The sequence below is a fragment of the Anaerolinea thermophila UNI-1 genome, assembly GCF_000199675.1.
Taxonomy (GTDB): Bacteria; Chloroflexota; Anaerolineae; order Anaerolineales; family Anaerolineaceae; genus Anaerolinea; species Anaerolinea thermophila.
Window position 1 is genome coordinate 3,404,831 of the sequence record NC_014960.1, and the last position, 17,088, is coordinate 3,421,918.

Consider the following 17,088-nt stretch of genomic DNA (forward strand, 5'->3'; position numbering starts at 1 on the left):
CATGGCTCGGCTTTGGCTCAACCCGCAGATTGGGCAGACTCCAGCGCGGTGTGCAGACTGCCCTGACGGTAACCCGCCAGATCCAGGGCTACATGGCTGAAGCCGATTTCCTTCAGCCGCGCGGTGATGGCTTCGCGGTGCTGAAGCACCAGGGCAAAGCCGCTTTCCTCAACTTCCAGGCGGGCTACCCTGCCGTGATGGCGCAGGCGCACCTGGCGCAGTCCCAGCGAGCGCAGGAAGGCTTCGCCCTGCTCCACCTGCCGCAGGTTCTCGCGGGTGACCTGCATGCCAAAGGGGATGCGTGACGCCAGGCATGCCATGGCGGGCTTATCCCAGTTGGGCAAGCCCAGCAGACGGGCGGCTTCGCGCACATCGGCTTTGGTCATGCCGGCTTCGATGAGCGGGGAGCGGAAACCGGCTTCCTGCATGGCTTTGCGTCCGGGGCGCACATCGCCGAGATCGTCAAGATTACTGCCGTCCAGAATGGCGGAGTAGTGATGCTGGCGGGCATACGCCGCCAGCAGAGCGCCCAGTTCGTTCTTGCACCAGTAACAGCGCATGGGCGAGTTGGCGCGGTAGCGTTCATCCTGCAGTTCGTGGCTGTGAATCAGCACGTGGCGGATGCCGATGTGGCGCGCCAGCGCCAGGGTCTCTTCGCGCTCGCTCTCCGCCAGGCTCTCCGAGACAGCCGTGATGGCAACGGCGCGCTCGCCCAGCACGCGGTACGCCGCGGCGGCAACCAGGGTGCTGTCCACCCCGCCGGAAAAAGCCACAATGGCGCTGTCCAATTCAGCAAGGATTTCAAACAGGCGCTGGATTTTTTCTGTACTCATGGGGGTTCTCCGGGAAAATCGGTAAGGGCGGGATGTCCCCGCCTGAATTACACCTAATTTTACCTGAATTAATGAATTAAAACAGGGAATAACGGCTCTCAGGGCAAATCCTGCCAGATTTCACGCGCCCGCGCCACCATACGGTCGAACTCATCTTCCAGCGCCGGGTTGACCCCGCGCATGCCCGCCACCACCCGCACCGCCCAGGCAACGTACTCGCGGCGACGCGCATCACTCCACTGTTCCGGCGGATCTTCCAGAATGGAGCGCACATTGCTGATTTTATCCGCCAGTTTGATGAGTTTGGCGTCGGCGGTGAGGCAGGGAGCGTGTTCTTCCTGCAGGCGTTTGCGCTCTGCCTGGGGCAGGCTCTTGTCATCGCTGACTTCCTGCACCAGCGCGCGCACCCGCGCGCCAAACAGGCGGTTGATTTCCTCGGGAGAAGTAGGGGTATCTTCCAGCACGTCGTGCAGGACAGCCGCCGCCAGCACTTCGGGGTCGCGCACCCCGCCCACCGCCCAGAGCAGATGTGCCACCTCAATAAGGTGGTTAATGTAAGGGGCATGCAGAACGCCCTTGCGGCGCTGATCGCGGTGGCGTTCGGCGGCAAAGGAAAGCGCGGCAAACAGCCAGTCCACCGGATGCAGGGAGTCAATGGGGAACGGTAACGGGGTGTACATACTTTTGATTATACCGATGAACGGCAGGATGAAGATGGAATGCGTCAGGTTTTAGAAGGTCTGCGCTGGCACGGGTCTCGTTTCTCAACGAAAAACAAGCGGCAGGGCAGAGTTATTCAATCAAAGGAAGCACCTCGCGCTCAATCTGCTCTTCCAGACGATCCTGCGCAACATCCAGGTCGTAACGCGCCTGCAAATTCAGCCAGAACTGAGGCGTTGTGCCAAAAGCGCGCGCCAGACGCAAAGCAGTATCTGCCGTGATACTGCGCTTGCCCTGCACAATGGCATTGATACGGTCGGGCGGAACGCGCAGAGCGCGAGCCAGGGCGTTCTGGCTGATGCCCAACGGCTTGAGAAACTCTTCCAGTAAAATCTCACCGGGATGGATAGGCGGAATTTCGCGGGTCATGGCACACCTCTAGTGGTAATTGGTAATTTCAACTTCATAGGCGTCTCCGTCCTGCCAGACAAAGCAAAGACGGTAACGGTCGTTGATACGGATGCTGTACTGTCCTTCGCGGTCGCCGCGCAGTTTCTCCAGGTGATTGCCGGGCGGAACACGCAGGTCATCGAGATCGGCGGCGGCATCCAGGATGAGCAGTTTGCGCAAGGCAATTCTTTGCAGATTGGGCGGCAGAGAGGGATGCCGTTCTCCGTGAAACAGGCTCTCGGTAGAGCGATCGCGGAAGGACTTAATCACAACCTGAGTATATCATGAAACACATATCATGTCAAACAGAATAATCCTGAAGGTGTCCCGTTCAGCGAGGATTACCCGTTACGGAAGAGGCTTTCGAACGCAGTCCCCGCGCATTTGTTAATACTCTTCCTATACTTCGTTAATTTATTTCTTGCACGGCGCGGGTATCCTTGCTCTGGAATAAAAACTGGAAAATATCTTCCTCATGAAAGGAGAGAGGAAATTATGGGAAAGATTATTGGCATTGACCTGGGAACGACCAACAGCGTGGTGGCGGTGATGGAAGGCGGCGAGCCGGTGGTGATTACCACCGCCGAAGGTTCGCGCCTGTGCCCTTCGGTCGTGGCGTTTACCAAAAACGGCGAGCGGCTGGTGGGACAAACCGCCAAACGGCAGGCGGTCATTAACCCCGAAAATACCGTGTACTCCATCAAGCGCTTCATGGGACGGCGTTTTAGCGAAGTAGAAACCGAGCGCAAGATGGTGCCTTACAAGGTGGTGGAAGGTCCGGCGGGCGATGCGCGGGTGTTCGTCCCGCAAACCAACCGCGAGTACACCCCGCAGGAAATTTCGGCGATGATTCTGGCAAAACTCAAAGCCGACGCCGAAGCCTACCTGGGCGAGAAAGTCACTCAGGCGGTGATTACCGTGCCGGCGTATTTCAGCGACAGCCAGCGGCAAGCCACCAAAGACGCCGGGAAGATTGCCGGACTGGAAGTCCTGCGCATCATCAACGAGCCGACCGCGGCGGCGCTGGCTTACGGTTTGGACAAGAAAAAGAACGAGAAGATTCTGGTCTTCGACCTGGGCGGCGGTACGTTCGATGTTTCCCTGCTGGAAGTAGGCGATAACGTCATCGAGGTGCGCGCCACCAACGGCGATACCCACCTGGGCGGCGATGACTGGGATCAGCGCATCGTCAACTGGGCGGCGGATGAGTTCAAGAAAGAACAGGGCATTGACCTGCGGCAGGACCGTCAAGCGCTCCAGCGTCTGCGCGAAGCCGCCGAAAAAGCCAAGATTGAACTCTCCAGCATGATGGAGACGGAGATCAACCTGCCCTACATCACCGCCGACGTCAACGGACCCAAGCACCTGCAACTGCGCCTCTCGCGCGCCAAATTCGAGCAGTTGACCGCCGATCTGGTGGAACGCATGCGCGGACCGGTGGAAGCCGTCCTGCGCGATGCCAAACTGAGCCCTTCGCAGGTGGATGAGATTGTGCTGGTGGGCGGTTCAACCCGCATGCCCATGGTGCAGGAATTTGTGCGCCGCATCTTCAACAAAGAACCCAACAAGAGCGTCAACCCCGATGAGGTGGTGGCAGTGGGTGCCGCCATCCAGGGCGGCGTGCTGGGCGGCGAGGTGAAGGACGTCCTCTTGCTGGACGTGACCCCGCTCTCGCTGGGCGTGGAGACGCTGGGCGGTGTGATGACCGTACTCATCCCGCGCAACACCACCATCCCGGTGCGCAAGTCGGAGATCTTCTCCACCGCCGAGGATAACCAGACGGCAGTGGATGTGCACGTCCTGCAGGGCGAGCGTGCCATGGCGGCGGACAACATCAGCCTTGGGCGCTTCCGCCTGGAAGGCATCCCGCCGGCTCCGCGCGGTATACCGCAAATTGAGGTGACCTTTGACATTGACGCCAACGGCATCCTCAACGTGACGGCCAAGGACAAAGCCACCGGCAAGGAACAGCGCGTGACCATTACGGCTTCGACCAACCTGAACAAGAGCGACATCGAGCGCATGGTCAACGAGGCGCGCCAGCACGAAGCCGCTGACCGCCGCCGCAAAGAGGTGGTGGAAGCCCGCAATCAGGCGGACAACGCCATCTATCAGGTGGAGAAACTGCTCAAAGAGCGCGGCGATGCCGTGCCTGCCTCAACCCGCGAGGACATCCAGGCGAAGATCAACGACCTGCGCCAGGCGATGAGCGGCGAGGATGCGGAGCAAATCCGCAACCGCATGCAAACCCTGACACAAGCCGCAGTGGCACTGCAAAGCGTGCCGCAGGGTCAGCCTGTGGGCGGCGCCGGTGGTGACGGCGCGGGCGAAGTGGTGGAAGGCGAGTTCCGCGAGGCGTAAGCCGGGCGGGAATCAGGAACGGGCGGGAGTGTTTCCCGCCCGTTTTTTTCACCGCGAAGGGCGCAAAGGACGCGAAGAAAGAGAGTGTCATTGCGAAGGCGCAAAGCGCCCGAAGCAATCTCTTATATATACAAGCCTTGCGGGAGGTTGCTTACCCCGTTCGGGGCACTTTCGCTCGTTTCACTCGCTCGCAACGACACGATTGGGTGTCATCGGGAGCAAGCGCAGTGAGCGCGGCGACCTTTCACAAGGTGATAGAGAGAGGTTGCTTACCCCCTGCGGGGCGTGCGTTACAGTCCCTTCAGCGCCTGCTCCAGATCGGCGAGGATGTCTTCCACGTTCTCAATGCCCACCGAGAAGCGCACCAGCCCATCGGTGATGCCCACCGCCTGGCGCGCGGCTGGCGGCACACCCGAATGGGTCATGCTGGCGGGGTGAGAAATCAGCGAGTCGGTAGTGCCCAGGCTCACCGCCAGCGTCAGCAGGCGCACGTTTTCCATCAGGGCTTTGCCGGCTTCCAGCCCGCCCTTGAGTTCGAAGGAAATCATCCCGCCGAAGGCGTGCATCTGGCGCTTTGCCAGTTCATGCTCAGGGTGACTGGTTAAGCCGGGGTAGTACACCCGCGAAACGGCGGGATGTTGTTCCAGCCAGGCGGCGACCTGCATGGCATTGGCGCAGTGGCGTTCCATGCGCAGTTCAAAGGTGCGCAGTCCCATCGAGGTCAGCCAGGTGTCGAACGGACCGGGGTTGCCGCCCAGCAGTTTGTTGGTAGCGTTCAGGTTCTTGTGGATGTACTCCACATGGCGGCTGACCACCGTGCCGCCCACCACCACACCGTGACCCGCCAGGTACTTGGTGGTGGAATGCACCACCACATCGGCGCCCAGGGTGAGCGGGCGCTGGCAGTAGGGGGTAGCAAAGGTGTTATCCACCATCAGCCAGGCGCCGTAGCGGTGGGCAATCTCCGCCGCGGCGGCAAGGTCAATGATGCCCATCGTGGGGTTGGCGGGCGATTCGGCGTATGCCAGCACGGCGTCAGGGTGCTCGCGGAAGGCGCGCTCCCAGTCCTCAGGCTGGGGATGGTTGAGCCAGACCACCTGAATACCGTACTGCGGAGCAAAATCGTGCAGAAAGGTGTAGGTCGCGCCGTAGAGGGCTTCCTGGGCAATCACCGTCTGACCGCCGCGCACCCGCGCCAGGATGGCAGTGGTGATTGCCGCCATGCCCGAAGAAAACATGCGCCCAGCCACAACTTCTTCCATGGGAGCATCGGGCTGGGCGCGCAGAAGGTCAATGCCTTCCAGCGCGGCAATCTTTGCCGCCGCCTGCCGGAAGTTGGGGTTATCGAAGCGGGTGTAGATGAAGCCATCTTCCTCGCCGCGGAAGCGCGCCGCGCCGGTGGCAACATCGGGGAAGCGGAAGGTCGAAGTCTGGAAGATGGGGTTGGAGTGGGCATCCAGAGGCGCTTCGCCCTCGCCCACATGGTTGACCAGGGTGCTGAGTCCGAATCGAGAAGGAAAAGTCATACGGCTCCAATCTGAAACGGGATTTTTGAGTACAATGCCAGTATAACACAAGCAAATTTTCCCAAGGAAAGGTCAAACGGATGGAACTGGCAGGAAAAACGGCATTGATTACCGGCGGCGCGGTGCGGGTGGGCAAAGCCATCACCCTGGCGCTGGCGCGGGCAGGCGCGAATGTGGTCATCAACTACCACTCTTCCCAGGAAGAGGTGGTGAAAACGGCGCGCGAGGCGGAAGCCCTGGGAGTGCGCGCCCTGCCCATCCGCGCGGATGTAGCAGACCGCGCACAGGTGGAAACCATGGTGCGCGAGGCAGAACGTCAACTGGGCGGGGTGGATGTGCTGGTCAACAGCGCTTCGCCCTTCCTCAAGACGCCCTTCCCGGTACAGGACGAGCAGGAATGGGAGCGGTGGAAAAAGGTGCTGGATGTGCTGATTTACGGCTCGCTGTTCTGTGCCAACGCTGTGGCGCCGGGCATGAAACAGCGCGGCGTCGGGGTGATTGTCAATATTCTCGACCTGGTGCTCTACGAACCCTGGCGGGATTTCACCGCCCACGCCATGGGCAAGACCGCTCTGCTGGCGCTCACCCGCCAACTGGCACTGGAACTGGCGCCCGGGGTGCGCGTCAACGCGGTAGCGCCGGGGGCGGTGCTGGCACCGGAGTACCTGAGCGAGGAACGCCGCGCCGCCATTGCTCAGCGCAACCTGCTGGGACGCTGGGGCAGAGCCGAGGACGTGGCAGAGGCGGTAGTGTTCCTGGCGCGCTCGGATTTCATCACCGGCGAGGTGCTGGTAGTAGACGGCGGCGAACGCTGGAATCGGCTGGCGGCAGACAGCGCCGATTAAAACGAAAAAGGCGGGTGCAACCCCGCCCTTTTCGTCATCCTCAGAGGGATTTATTTGGGACCGATGGCGCCGGTGGGGCAGACATCCACGCAGGAACCGCAGTCCTTGCACTTTGCCTCATCCACCACGTAGTATTCGCCGTCCATGTAGATTGCGCCTTCGGGGCACTCGGTTTCGCAAGCGCCGCACTGAATGCAATCGTCCTTAGAAATTACGTGAGTCATGACACACTCCTTAAGGTTTGACGTCATCACAGCCCTGCGGCTGTGTTGTTTTCCGCCTGTAGCATACCCGATTTTTGCAGAAAGAGTTCTTGTCAATTGTCACGCGTTTGAGCGTGAAATGTCACGACCTCAGCGCAGGCGCTCGACCATCCACTGCTCAAAAGCGGGCAGGTCCTTCCACGCCAGCGCACAGCGCGCCGCTTTGCCCTCGGGATGTACGCGGGTAAAGCCGGCTTCGTCCACGATGAGCGGCAGGGTGCGCATCTCCAGCAGGTCATCGGCAAAGGCAAGGTACACCGCAACCACATCAAACAGCGTGCTGGACTGGCGTTCGGGATCGATGGGTATCTTCAGCCAGGGCGGCGAGGCGGCACACCACAGGCGCACGTTTTCCATCAGCGCGCGGGTGATGGGGTGGCTGGAATCGCGCACGGCGGCGTAGCGCTCGCCCTGCAGGGTTACCAGCCCGCAGGTGTCCAGCGGGGTGAGGGTAAAACTCAGCCAGTCGGCAGAGAAGACTTTGCGGCTGGCAGGTACGTCCAGTTTGACGTTGTACTCGGCATGGGCTTCCGGAGCGCCGCCGTATCCGCGGTATATACTGCCGTGCATGCCCACAAAGTGCGTCCGCCGGGCGATGGACGGCTCGCGCTCCAGCGCGGCGGCGATGTTGGTCAGCGGTCCAATGGCAAGCAGGGTGACCGGCTCGGGTGCATTCAGGATGGTCTCGATGAGCGCGGCAACGCCGTCGGCATGCACCCTGCCGGGGTAGTCTTCCAGCGCGTAGCCCTGCACCCAGGCTTCCTGCAGGCGTCTGGGCAGGGATTCATCTTCCGCATACACACCCACGCCGACGGGAATATCGCACCTGCCGGAGACCTGCAGGAACTTCGCCAGCAGGCGGGCGCGGTAGGCGGTATCGCCGGTGGCGGAGAGCGCCAGGCGCACATCCACCTCGGGCGAGCGCAGTAAGACTGCCAGCGCCCAGGTGTCGTCAATATCCGTGCCGATGTCGGTGTCCAGAATCAGCGGGATGGGATGGGACATACTTCAATCGTTCAGCGCCTGATACACCAGGTTGGCAAAGGTGTGGTGGAAGGGGATGGTGAATCCCGGCATGTACTGGAGCATGATCATCGCCAGCAGGTCTTCGCTGGGGTCGAGGAAGAACCAGGTATTGGCGGCACCGCCCCAGCCCCAGTTGCCCGGCGAGCACATGTGCCAGTGGCGGGCGGCATCCACCACCACACTGCCGCCCAAGCCAAAACCGCAGGCGGGATCATCGGGCAGGCGCAGTCCTTCCGGCAGGTGATTCATCCACATCCATTCCACCGTCCTGCGCCCCAGCAGGCGCACGCCCTGCCATTCGCCGCGGTTGAGCATCATCTGAGCAAAGCGGAAGTAATCGGCGGTGGAAGACACCAGCCCCCCGCCGCCGCTGGGAACTGAGGGTTTGCGCAGGAAGTTTTCCATCGTCTGAATGACCTTCAAACCGCCGCCCTCAGCCGGTCCGTACAGGTTTGCCAGGCGGGCGGCTTTCTCCGGCGGTGCCCAGAAATCGGTATCGTTCATGCCCAGCGGTTCGAAGATGCGCTCGCGCAGGAAGACATCGAACGGTTTGCCCGACACCACCTCGACCAGATAACCCAGCACGTCAATGGCGGTGCTGTAGCGGTAAGACGTTCCGGGGTGGAACGCCAGCGGGATTTTGGCAATCTCTTCCACCAGTGTTCCCAGAGTAATTTCCGGGTCTTTCTCCAGCCTCTGCCAGACCATTTTGCGGTAGAGGTCGTCAATGTACGAATGTTCGTCAAAGCCGTAGGACAGCCCGGCGGTGTGGGTCAGCAGGTCGTGAATGGTGATGGGACGTTTGGGCGGGACAAGGTCGAAATCGGCGCCGCCGCTGCGCGGCTGGTACACCTTCACTTCCCCCAGCGCGGGGATGTAGCGCGCCACCGGGTCAAAGAGGTGAAAGGCGCCTTCCTCAAAAAGCATCATCACCGCCACGCTGGTGATGGGCTTGCTCATCGAGTAAATGCGGTAGAGGGCATCCTCAGCCAGGGGTTTGGCACTTTCAAGGTCGGCAAAACCCACGCACTGACGGTACGCCACCCTGCCGCGGCGCGCCACCAGCGCATCCACACCGGCAATCACCTGACGATCCACCAGCGACTGAAAGAAACTGGTAATGCGCTGTAAACGAACAGAAGAAAAGCCTGCCTGCTCGGGCGGAATGCGTTCCATGGTTAACCTCCAATCCAACGGGTTTGGGACAGGATGATTATAGCGCAGGAACGAAGGATATCAGGCAGGCTGGTCGGGAGCAGGTTCAGGGCTGGATGCCGGCGGCAGGTGCGCCAGAGCCACACCGGTGGCGACCGAGTAGATGAGAATGCCCAGCGCCAGGGCGAGCGAGCCATTCACACTGACCAGATTGGTGACCAACACTGCCCACAGCGCCAGTCCCAATCCCAGGGCACTGCTCAGCGGATACCAGAAGGATCGGCGGAAGTGCCGGAAGAGCAAACTCCACTGTAAAAGTCCGATGATCAGCCCTGCCAGGGCGTAGAGCGAAGACAGTTCCAGAATACCTTCATCATCATGAAACGAAATCAGACCCGCCAGCCATCCAACGGCAACCAGTCCGAAAAAGACCGTGAAAATCCACAGCGGAGAAACCCGCGCCGTGCGGCGGAGCGCCAGCCACTGCATCAATCCAACGGGGATGCCGATGACCACCGCACTGCCTGCCAGACCGGTGAGGGGTTTTACCAGAGAAATCAGCGCCGAGAGCGGCATAGAAGCGGCAATGCCCAGCGCATTTGCCGCCGTCCAGATGAAAACGGTTTGCCACAGGGGAGTGGATTTGGAAGTCACATGTGCCTGCCTTTCATCAACCGGGTATGAATTCATGGGAAGCGTCTCGCTTGCAACCGCATCCAGCAGTCCGTCGAGCCATCCCGGGGCGCACACTTCTCTTCGCGCCCTGGCGGTGACACCCGTCTGCGTTCCTCTCGATGGTCTTTCACCGCCGGCTTGATTATATATCTTTTTACTGCAAAATTCCCTGCAGTCCCCGCAAAGGTATGCAAGTCTGTTGCACCTTTTGACAGGTTGCCGCAAGAGGGCGGGCATGTTACCCTCTCTTTGAAAATAGAACATATTTTCTAATCAAACAGGGAGGGACATGGCAGGCAGACGCAAGACTCCGCGCGAATCCTGCCCTCCGCAGGAACAAACCCTGCGGGAGGAAATTGAGATGCTGCGTTCCCTCATCCGCAAAACGGCAGAGCGCGCCGAAGAGGAAAATCCGCTTCCCCACCAGGTGCGCCTGCTGGAAGCCTTCAGTCAGGCGTGCGCGCGGCTGGCGCAGATGCTCAAAGTGCAGAGCGAACTGAGCGAAGACCGCGGCGCGCTGGATGAAATCTTCCACATGGCGGATGAAATCTTCCGCGAGATGAGCGGGAAAACCGGCGGCGGTTAAGCCCGTCAAATGGGCGGTGCGGTTGCGCCAGTGCGGGTGTTCCGGCGGATGAGACCTTTTGCCCTTCAGCCAGCCAGCCAACCGCCTCAGGCGGGAAAAGACTGCGCGGCTTCCCCCGGTTCGATCCGACCGCTGTATGGGCTTGTACCGCCGCCGTTTCCACCTCTCAGGGGGGCAAAAGATGTTGTTGCGAGCGAGCGGAGCGAGGGAAAGTGCCCCGAACGGGGTAAGCAACCTCGCGCACACCTGGCGGGAGTGTCCGCCAATTTTGAGGGTCACTCTGTTTTCAGGGGGATGATTCATGGACGAACTGCGCCTTCTGCGCCAAACCCTCAGCGATGTCTGCGCTTTTGCCCGCCTGAGCGGGGTGCGCCTGCGCCCCTATCAGGCGCAGGTTGCCCGCGCCATTGTGGACGCCGTCCTGCACGACCGCGGGCTGTCCTTCGTGGTGATGTTCCCCCGCCAGAGCGGCAAGAACGAAGTCCAAGCCCACCTGGAAGCCTACCTGCTCACCCTCTTCAGCGGCACATCCGCCGAGATGGTCAAAGCCTCGCCCACCCTGCGCCCGCAGAGTCTGACCGCCATGCGCCGTCTGGAGCGCGTCCTCAACGCCAATCCGCTCACCCGCGGACGCTGGCGGCGCGAGAGCGGCAACACCTTCCGCCTGGGGCAGGCGCGCATTCACTTCCTCTCCGCCGCGCCCGGAGCCAGCATTGTCGGCGCCACCGCCTCGCTTCTGCTGGAGGTGGACGAAGCCCAGGCGGTCAGCATCGAGAAGTTCGATACCGAACTTGCCCCCATGACGGCTTCCACCGGCGCGGTGCGCGTCTTCTGGGGCACGGCGTGGACGGCATCCACCCTGCTGGGGCGCGAACTGCGCCTGGCGCAGGCGGAGCAAGCCCGCGACGGCGTACGCCGCGTCTTCCGCCTCACCGCCGCTGAGGTCATCGCCGACCATCCGCGCTATGCCCGCACGGTAGAGCGCGCCATTCAGCAGTTGGGGCGCAATCACCCGGCAGTGCGCACGCAGTACTTCTCCGAGGAAGTGGATGCCGCCGGCACGCTCTTCCCCGAAGAGCGTCTGGCGCTTCTGCGCGGGACTCATCCCTGGCAGGATGCGCCCCTGCCCGGCAGAACCTATGCCTTCCTGCTGGATGTGGGTGGGACGGCGCCGGTGCAGTTGCCGCTGATGGACGATTACGCAGGCAACCGCCGCGATTCCAGCGCGCTGGTGATTGTGGAGGTAGAGCCGCCGCAGGACGGACGTCCCGCGCCGCGCTATCGGGCGGTGCATCTCTGCCAGTGGACGGGGGTGAGCCAGACGCGCCTCTTCGAGCAGGTGCTGGCACTGGCGCGGCAGTGGTCTCCGCGGCGCATCGTCATTGACGCTACCGGCGTGGGTGCCGGGCTGGCAGATTTCCTCGACCGCGCCCTGCCCGGGCGGGTGGTGCGCTTCGTCTTCAGTTCTGCCAGCAAGAGCGACCTGGGCTACCGCTTTCTGGAGGTGGTGGAGAGCGGGCGCTTTCACCTGCCGCAGGCGGACGAGGGGCGGGCGCAGGCGCTGGTGGAGCGCTTTCTGGCGCAGTGCCGCGGATGCACCTACGAGGTGGACGCCAGCCCGCATCAGCGCCTGCACTGGGGCGTGCCGGAGGGCGCGCGCCACCCCGGCGGGGGCGGCTACCTGCACGACGACCTGCTCATGGCAGGAGCGTTGTGCGCCCTGCTGGACCGCATGGCGTGGGGCTGGAGCGGGGCAACTTCTGCCCATGCGGGCATCATCCCCGCCCGCGACCCGCTGAAGGAACTGGACGGGGGGCAATGAGGGCTTACCGCCGGGTGTCATTGCGAGGGTGCGAAGCACCCGAAAGCACCCCGTTAGGGGTAAGCAATCTCCACCAGGGGTTCAAACTCGCCAGATACACGGGGGGTGTTTCCCTCGCTCGCACCAACACCTTTTGAAGATCGTCCAGAGAACACACCCTACACAAACAGGGAGGAAAACCAACCGGAATCATGTGGAAAACCATCCTTCACCGCTGGATTGAACCCGAAGTGCGCCGCCGCGTGCAGATGGCGCTGGCGGAGACCGACAACACCCTGCTGATTCGCGCGCAAGCCTGGGGCGAGAACGAACGCCTTACCCCCGACCGCGAGCAGACGCTGGAACAAGCCCTGCACGCCTGGCGCACCAACCCGCTGGCGCGGCGCATCGTTGAACTGACCACCGAGTACGTCATCGGCGGCGGGCTGGCGGTGGTCAGCCCGCAGGCAGAAGCCCAAACATTCCTTCAGCGCTGGTGGGAGCATCCGCTCAACCGCCTGCCCATGCGCACGGTGGAATGGTGCGATGAACTGAGCCGCGCCGGGGAACTCTTCCTTCTGCTCAGCACCGATGCCGGCGGGATGACCTACGTGCGCGCCATCCCGGCACTGCAAATTCGCGCCATCCGCACCGCCGAAAACGACCTTCAGCAGGAAATTGCCTGCCTGCAGGTGGACGGCGCGGGTGAGGAACGCTGGTGGCAGGTGTACAACCCGCAGAGTGACATGCCCGATGAACAGGGGCGCTTTGCTCCCGCCATCCTGCACTACGCCATCAACCGACCGGTGGGCGCGGTGCGCGGGGAAAGCGACCTGGCGCCGTTACTGCGCTGGCTCAACCGCTACGCCGGCTGGCTGGAAGACCGCGCCCGCCTCAACCGCTACCGCAATACCTTTCTCTTTACCGTGCGCTCGCGCTTTGCCAGCGAAGCCGAACGCCTGGCGCGCCAGCAGACGCTGGCGGCAAACCCGCCCATGCCGGGCAGTATTCTCGTCACCGACGAAGGCGAGGAATGGAGCGTCATCCAGCCGCACCTGGAGAGCCACGAAGCCGGCGAGGACGGGCTGGCACTGAAGAAGATGATTGCCGCCGGGGCGGGCATCCCTTTGCACTTTCTGGCAGAGCCGGAGAGCGCCACCCGCACCACCGCCGAAGCCGCCGGTGGACCGGCTTACCGCCGTCTGGAACAGCGTCAGAAGTTCTTCTGCTGGCTGGTGGAAGATACCGCCCGCGCCTGCCTGCGCCGCTGGGCGTGGATTCACGGGCGCAGCGGCGAATATGAGGTGCAGGTGCGCGGGGCAGACCTCTCGGCGCGCGACAACGCCTCGCTGGCGGCGGCGCTGGCGCATGCCAGCGGCGCGCTCATGCGCCTGTACGAACGCGGGCTGATCGGCGAAAGCGAACTGCTCCGTCTGGTGTACCGCTTTGCCGGAGAGACGGCGCCCGCATCGGCAAACCCATCCACTGAAAAGAAGGGAGGATAAATGGAACACGGGCAGGTTCTGCATCTGCCGCGGCGCGGCTGGTTCACCGCGCTGGGAGAAGTCACCTCTGCCGGAGAGTTCGAGGTGCTGGCAATCACCGCCGGAGAGGGCAACGGCTGGCGCTTCGATGAGGCGGTCCTGCGCCGCTCTCTGCCGCTCTGGGAGGGCGCGGCGTGCTTCATAGATCACGCCTGGGGGGCGCGCAGTGTGCGCGACCTGGCAGGCGTATGCACCCAGCCCGCCTGGGATGAAACCTCGCAGGGGGTGCGCGTGCGCCTGCGCGCCATGGGACCTTCGGGGCATCTGCTGGCAGACCTGGGGCGGCAAATGCTGGCGCGCGGCGAAATCAAGCCGCAGATTGGCTTCAGCGCCGATATTCTGTTCACCGCCAGCGGCAGGCAGGTGGAGCGCATCGTGCGCGTCAATTCGCTCGATCTGGTCATTCAACCCGCACGGGGCGGGGCTTTCGTGCGGGCGCTCAACCACTTCATGGGAGGAATCAGTATGGAGTCTCAATCGGTCGAACCGGCAGTGCCGGGAGTGCAAACTTCGGCGCAGGCGCAAACGTCCGCGCAGGAAGAACCTCAGCGCTGGTACGGCGCATTTCTGGACCTGGCGCTTCAGGGGGCGCATCTACCCGCGCCGATGGAGCAAGCCGTGCGCGCGCAGTTTCAGGGGCGCGCCTTCGAACCGCAGGAACTGCGTCAGCGCATTGAGGAAGCCCGCCGCTGGGTTTCGGACTGCACCGGCGCGCAGACAGCCCTGGGTCCGGGGCGCCTGGAGATGGCAGATACCCGCGATCAACTGCAGGCGGCGGTGGACGACCTCTTCGGCGTGCCGCGCGAGAAGGGCATGGAAACCCTCAAGGTGCACCGCCTGCAGGGCATCCGCGAACTGTACCTCATGCTCACCGGCGATTACGACTTTCACGGCGGCTGGGACCGCACCCGCGCGCAGTTCGCCGCCACCGCCGATTTCACCGGTCTGGTCAAGAACGCCCTCAACAAAATCGTGGTCAACACCTGGGAGGAACTGGGGCGCGCCGGGTACGACTGGTGGCGCAAGGTGACCGTGCAGGAACACTTCACCACCCTCAATCAAATCACCGGTATTCTCGTCGGCACGGTGGGCGACCTGCCCGAAGTCGCCGAGGGCGCCGAGTACACCGAACTGGCGGTGGGCGACAGTGCCGAGACGGCAACCTTCCGGAAATACGGCGGGTACGTGCCGCTCACCCTGGAATTGATTGACCGCGATGACACCCGCAAACTCAAAGCCTACGCCCGCGAACTTGCCGCCGCCGGTCTGCGCAAAATCAGCCGTCTGGTGGCAGAGGTCTTCACCCAAAACGGCGGGGCAGGTCCCACGCTGGCGGACGGCGGGGCGCTGTTCAACGCCAACCCGGTGACCAGCGCCGGCGGGCATGCCAACCTGCGCACGGGGGCGCTTTCGGCGGCGGAGTGGGAGGCGGTGGGGCAAGCCATGTACCGCCAGCCCATGCTGGTGAAGAACGCCGCGGGCTTTTACGGCGCGGGTCCGCGCATGGCAATCAGCCCGAAATATCTGCTGGTGCCGCGCGAACTGCAGTTGACCGCCATGCAGATTCTCTACCCGGGCATGGAGCGCGCCGCCAACATCTTCAGCGAGAACCTTCAGCGCGGCGAACCCGGCGATGTCATCACCGTGCCGGAGTGGACCGACCCGACCGACTGGGCGGCGGTGGCTGACCCGCGCATCGCTCCGGCAATCTTCATCGGCGAGCGCTTCGGCATCCTGCCGGAGGTCTATATCGCCGGGGATGAACTCAGCCCGGCAGTCTTCACCAACGACGAGCACCGCCTGAAGGTGCGCCACTACCTGGCGGTGTGGGTCAACGATTTCCGCCCGCTCCACAAGAACAACGTGGCGGGCTAGAAAGGGGAAACTCTCATGGGATACGTCTGCGATACGCAAATGAGCCTGTTCATCCCGCCTGCGGATATCGTCAAGACCGCCGGCACGTGGACGACCAGCCTCTCGGCAAACGTCGTCAAAGAAGACCGCACGCCCGCCGACGGCGTCTTCAACCTGATTGTTCCGCTGGGGGTGACCGGCAACTCTGCCAGTTTCAAGGGGGCGCGCATCAAGCGCGTGGACTTGCTCTACAAGGTTTCGGGCGGCGCCTGCGATTCCATCCCCACCGTTGAAGTGGAGAAGGTCACCTTCTCGGCGGGCGGGACGGCAAGCGGCGCGGCGCTGGTGGCAACCCTGGACAGCGGTCACGATACCGACGCCAAACGCAAAGCCCTGGGCGATCACCGCATGATGGTTACCCTGACCAGCCCGGCATGGCTGGACGATGACGAAGCCTGCTACCTGTACGTCAACGTGGACGCCTCGGCGACCACCCAATTCGCCCTGTACGGCGCGGTGGTGTACTTCGACCTGCGCCTGTAAGTCAACGGAGGAATTGTCTATGGAGAAATGGAAAGACCTGTTGCGCTCGCGTAAATTCTGGGCATTGCTCATCGGCTTGATTCTGATGGTGGTCAAAGCCTACCGACCGGACTTTCCGCTGGAGGAAGAGCAGTTGAGCGGCATGATTGCCCTGCTGGTAGCGTACATTCTGGGCGTGGCGCTGGAAGGGGCGCGCCTGTAACCCGTAAGAGGGGTGCGTCTGCGCACGGTGAGCCTGCCGAACCGTGCTGGACGCGGTAGTGTGTCATTGCGATCGCGAAGCGTCCATATATATGTCGTTGCGAGCGCGGAGCGCGAAGCAACCTCTGCCTTGGCTGGAACTTTTCAGGAGGTCGCCACGCTCGCTGGGCTCGCTCGCGACGACACTCGTTTGTGTCACTGCAATCGCGGAGCACGCTTCGCCAGCGTCTGCGCACCCCCACCCACACCATCAACGGGTTTGCGCCGCTCTGCGGAGGAAACTCTGCAGGGCGGCGCGCCCAAAAGGAGGCACATGAGCCTGAATCTGACTACCCTGCTGGAGCAAACACGCCTGTTCCTGCACGACAGCGAAGGCGCGCGCTACAGCACTGACGATTTAACCGCCGCCGCCCGCATGGCGCTGATGGAAATCAACCTGGTCTCGGCGCAGGGCTTTGTCCTGGCAGGGCTGGACGGAGTGGACGAAACGACTTTGCCCGACTCGCTCCAGCATCTGCTGGTGATGGGTGCGGCGGGCTACGCCGCATCCGCCCGCGCGGCGGCGCAGGCAGAGTGGGAACTCGCGCCGCAAAAGACCCTGCCGCTGGCGCTCTGGAGCCGCAACGTGATGGAAGACTTCCGCCGCATCCTCTGCACCCTGTACCCGCCGGAGACCGCCCGCCTGCACGAACAGCGTACCGCCGCGCCTTTCGTCCGCTGGGAAGGCACGCTGAGCGAAGAGCATCCTGACCATCTCGCCTGAGG

At 62.8% G+C, this 17,088-nt stretch carries 18 protein-coding genes; 9 read left to right on the top strand and 9 right to left on the bottom strand.

Translation table 11 applies throughout. The features are described from left to right. Nucleotides 1-17: 17 nt before the first annotated feature. The 4 genes from larE to ANT_RS15290 all read right to left on the bottom strand — a co-directional run bounded on the left by larE (nucleotide 18) and on the right by ANT_RS15290 (nucleotide 2,213). Nucleotides 18-833: an ATP-dependent sacrificial sulfur transferase LarE gene (gene larE, locus ANT_RS15275; protein WP_013561430.1), complete on the bottom strand. Its 816-nt coding sequence runs from the start codon at nucleotides 831-833 to the stop codon at nucleotides 18-20. A gap of 98 nt (nucleotides 834-931) precedes the next feature. Then, the gene (locus ANT_RS15280; RefSeq protein ID WP_013561431.1) at nucleotides 932-1,513 is read right to left on the bottom strand and encodes an HD domain-containing protein; all 582 of its coding nucleotides are present in this window, start codon (nucleotides 1,511-1,513) and stop codon (nucleotides 932-934) included. A gap of 112 nt (nucleotides 1,514-1,625) precedes the next feature. Beyond that, complete coding sequence (locus ANT_RS15285) at nucleotides 1,626-1,922, bottom strand: HigA family addiction module antitoxin (RefSeq protein ID WP_013561432.1); 297 nt, start codon at nucleotides 1,920-1,922, stop codon at nucleotides 1,626-1,628. Between the two features lie 9 nt (nucleotides 1,923-1,931). Next, nucleotides 1,932-2,213 carry a type II toxin-antitoxin system RelE/ParE family toxin gene (locus ANT_RS15290; protein ID WP_013561433.1) on the bottom strand — a complete coding sequence of 94 codons (282 nt, stop codon included), beginning with the start codon at nucleotides 2,211-2,213 and terminating at the stop codon, nucleotides 1,932-1,934. A 225-nt stretch (nucleotides 2,214-2,438) separates the two neighbouring features. Here ANT_RS15290 and dnaK point away from each other — a divergent pair, with 225 nt between their 5' ends. Continuing rightward, the gene (dnaK, locus tag ANT_RS15295; RefSeq protein WP_013561434.1) at nucleotides 2,439-4,304 is read left to right on the top strand and encodes a molecular chaperone DnaK; all 1,866 of its coding nucleotides are present in this window, start codon (nucleotides 2,439-2,441) and stop codon (nucleotides 4,302-4,304) included. 290 nt (nucleotides 4,305-4,594) lie between these two features. On the opposite strand, the gene ANT_RS15300 is transcribed toward dnaK, so the two are convergent. Next, nucleotides 4,595-5,830 (bottom strand): trans-sulfuration enzyme family protein, encoded by a 1,236-nt coding sequence (locus ANT_RS15300; protein WP_013561435.1) that lies wholly within the window; start codon nucleotides 5,828-5,830, stop codon nucleotides 4,595-4,597. A gap of 80 nt (nucleotides 5,831-5,910) precedes the next feature. Here ANT_RS15300 and ANT_RS15305 point away from each other — a divergent pair, with 80 nt between their 5' ends. Beyond that, nucleotides 5,911-6,675 carry an SDR family NAD(P)-dependent oxidoreductase gene (locus ANT_RS15305; RefSeq protein WP_013561436.1) on the top strand — a complete coding sequence of 255 codons (765 nt, stop codon included), beginning with the start codon at nucleotides 5,911-5,913 and terminating at the stop codon, nucleotides 6,673-6,675. Nucleotides 6,676-6,725: 50 nt separating this feature from the next. Here ANT_RS15305 and fdxA read toward each other — a convergent pair whose 3' ends face one another. The 4 genes from fdxA to ANT_RS15325 all read right to left on the bottom strand — a co-directional run bounded on the left by fdxA (nucleotide 6,726) and on the right by ANT_RS15325 (nucleotide 9,869). After that, nucleotides 6,726-6,899, bottom strand: coding sequence for a 4Fe-4S ferredoxin (fdxA, locus tag ANT_RS15310; RefSeq protein ID WP_013561437.1), 174 nt, complete (start codon nucleotides 6,897-6,899; stop codon nucleotides 6,726-6,728). Nucleotides 6,900-7,028: 129 nt separating this feature from the next. Continuing rightward, on the bottom strand, nucleotides 7,029-7,943 hold the full coding sequence (locus ANT_RS15315; RefSeq protein ID WP_013561438.1) for a nucleoside hydrolase: 915 nt from the start codon (nucleotides 7,941-7,943) through the stop codon (nucleotides 7,029-7,031). Nucleotides 7,944-7,946: 3 nt separating this feature from the next. Continuing rightward, nucleotides 7,947-9,140, bottom strand: a complete 1,194-nt coding sequence (locus ANT_RS15320; protein WP_013561439.1) for a serine hydrolase domain-containing protein — start codon at nucleotides 9,138-9,140, stop codon at nucleotides 7,947-7,949. Between the two features lie 60 nt (nucleotides 9,141-9,200). After that, complete coding sequence (locus ANT_RS15325; protein WP_041455094.1) at nucleotides 9,201-9,869, bottom strand: hypothetical protein; 669 nt, start codon at nucleotides 9,867-9,869, stop codon at nucleotides 9,201-9,203. Between the two features lie 214 nt (nucleotides 9,870-10,083). On the opposite strand from ANT_RS15325, the gene ANT_RS15330 reads away from it, so the two are divergent. From ANT_RS15330 to ANT_RS15360, 7 genes are all read left to right on the top strand, one after another. Next, entirely contained in the window at nucleotides 10,084-10,380 is a 297-nt protein-coding gene (locus ANT_RS15330) for a hypothetical protein (protein ID WP_013561441.1), read from the top strand. A 301-nt stretch (nucleotides 10,381-10,681) separates the two neighbouring features. Further along, complete coding sequence (locus tag ANT_RS15335) at nucleotides 10,682-12,202, top strand: phage terminase large subunit family protein (RefSeq protein ID WP_013561442.1); 1,521 nt, start codon at nucleotides 10,682-10,684, stop codon at nucleotides 12,200-12,202. Between the two features lie 191 nt (nucleotides 12,203-12,393). Beyond that, nucleotides 12,394-13,686 carry a phage portal protein gene (locus ANT_RS15340; protein WP_013561443.1) on the top strand — a complete coding sequence of 431 codons (1,293 nt, stop codon included), beginning with the start codon at nucleotides 12,394-12,396 and terminating at the stop codon, nucleotides 13,684-13,686. Further along, nucleotides 13,687-15,600: a phage major capsid protein gene (locus ANT_RS15345; protein WP_013561444.1), complete on the top strand. Its 1,914-nt coding sequence runs from the start codon at nucleotides 13,687-13,689 to the stop codon at nucleotides 15,598-15,600. It abuts the gene before it with no gap. Nucleotides 15,601-15,615: 15 nt separating this feature from the next. Then, on the top strand, nucleotides 15,616-16,122 hold the full coding sequence (locus ANT_RS15350) for a hypothetical protein (RefSeq protein WP_013561445.1): 507 nt from the start codon (nucleotides 15,616-15,618) through the stop codon (nucleotides 16,120-16,122). A 19-nt stretch (nucleotides 16,123-16,141) separates the two neighbouring features. Further along, nucleotides 16,142-16,324, top strand: a complete 183-nt coding sequence (locus ANT_RS15355; RefSeq protein WP_013561446.1) for a hypothetical protein — start codon at nucleotides 16,142-16,144, stop codon at nucleotides 16,322-16,324. 312 nt (nucleotides 16,325-16,636) lie between these two features. Continuing rightward, the gene (locus tag ANT_RS15360; RefSeq protein WP_041455095.1) at nucleotides 16,637-17,086 is read left to right on the top strand and encodes a hypothetical protein; all 450 of its coding nucleotides are present in this window, start codon (nucleotides 16,637-16,639) and stop codon (nucleotides 17,084-17,086) included. Nucleotides 17,087-17,088 lie beyond the last annotated feature (2 nt).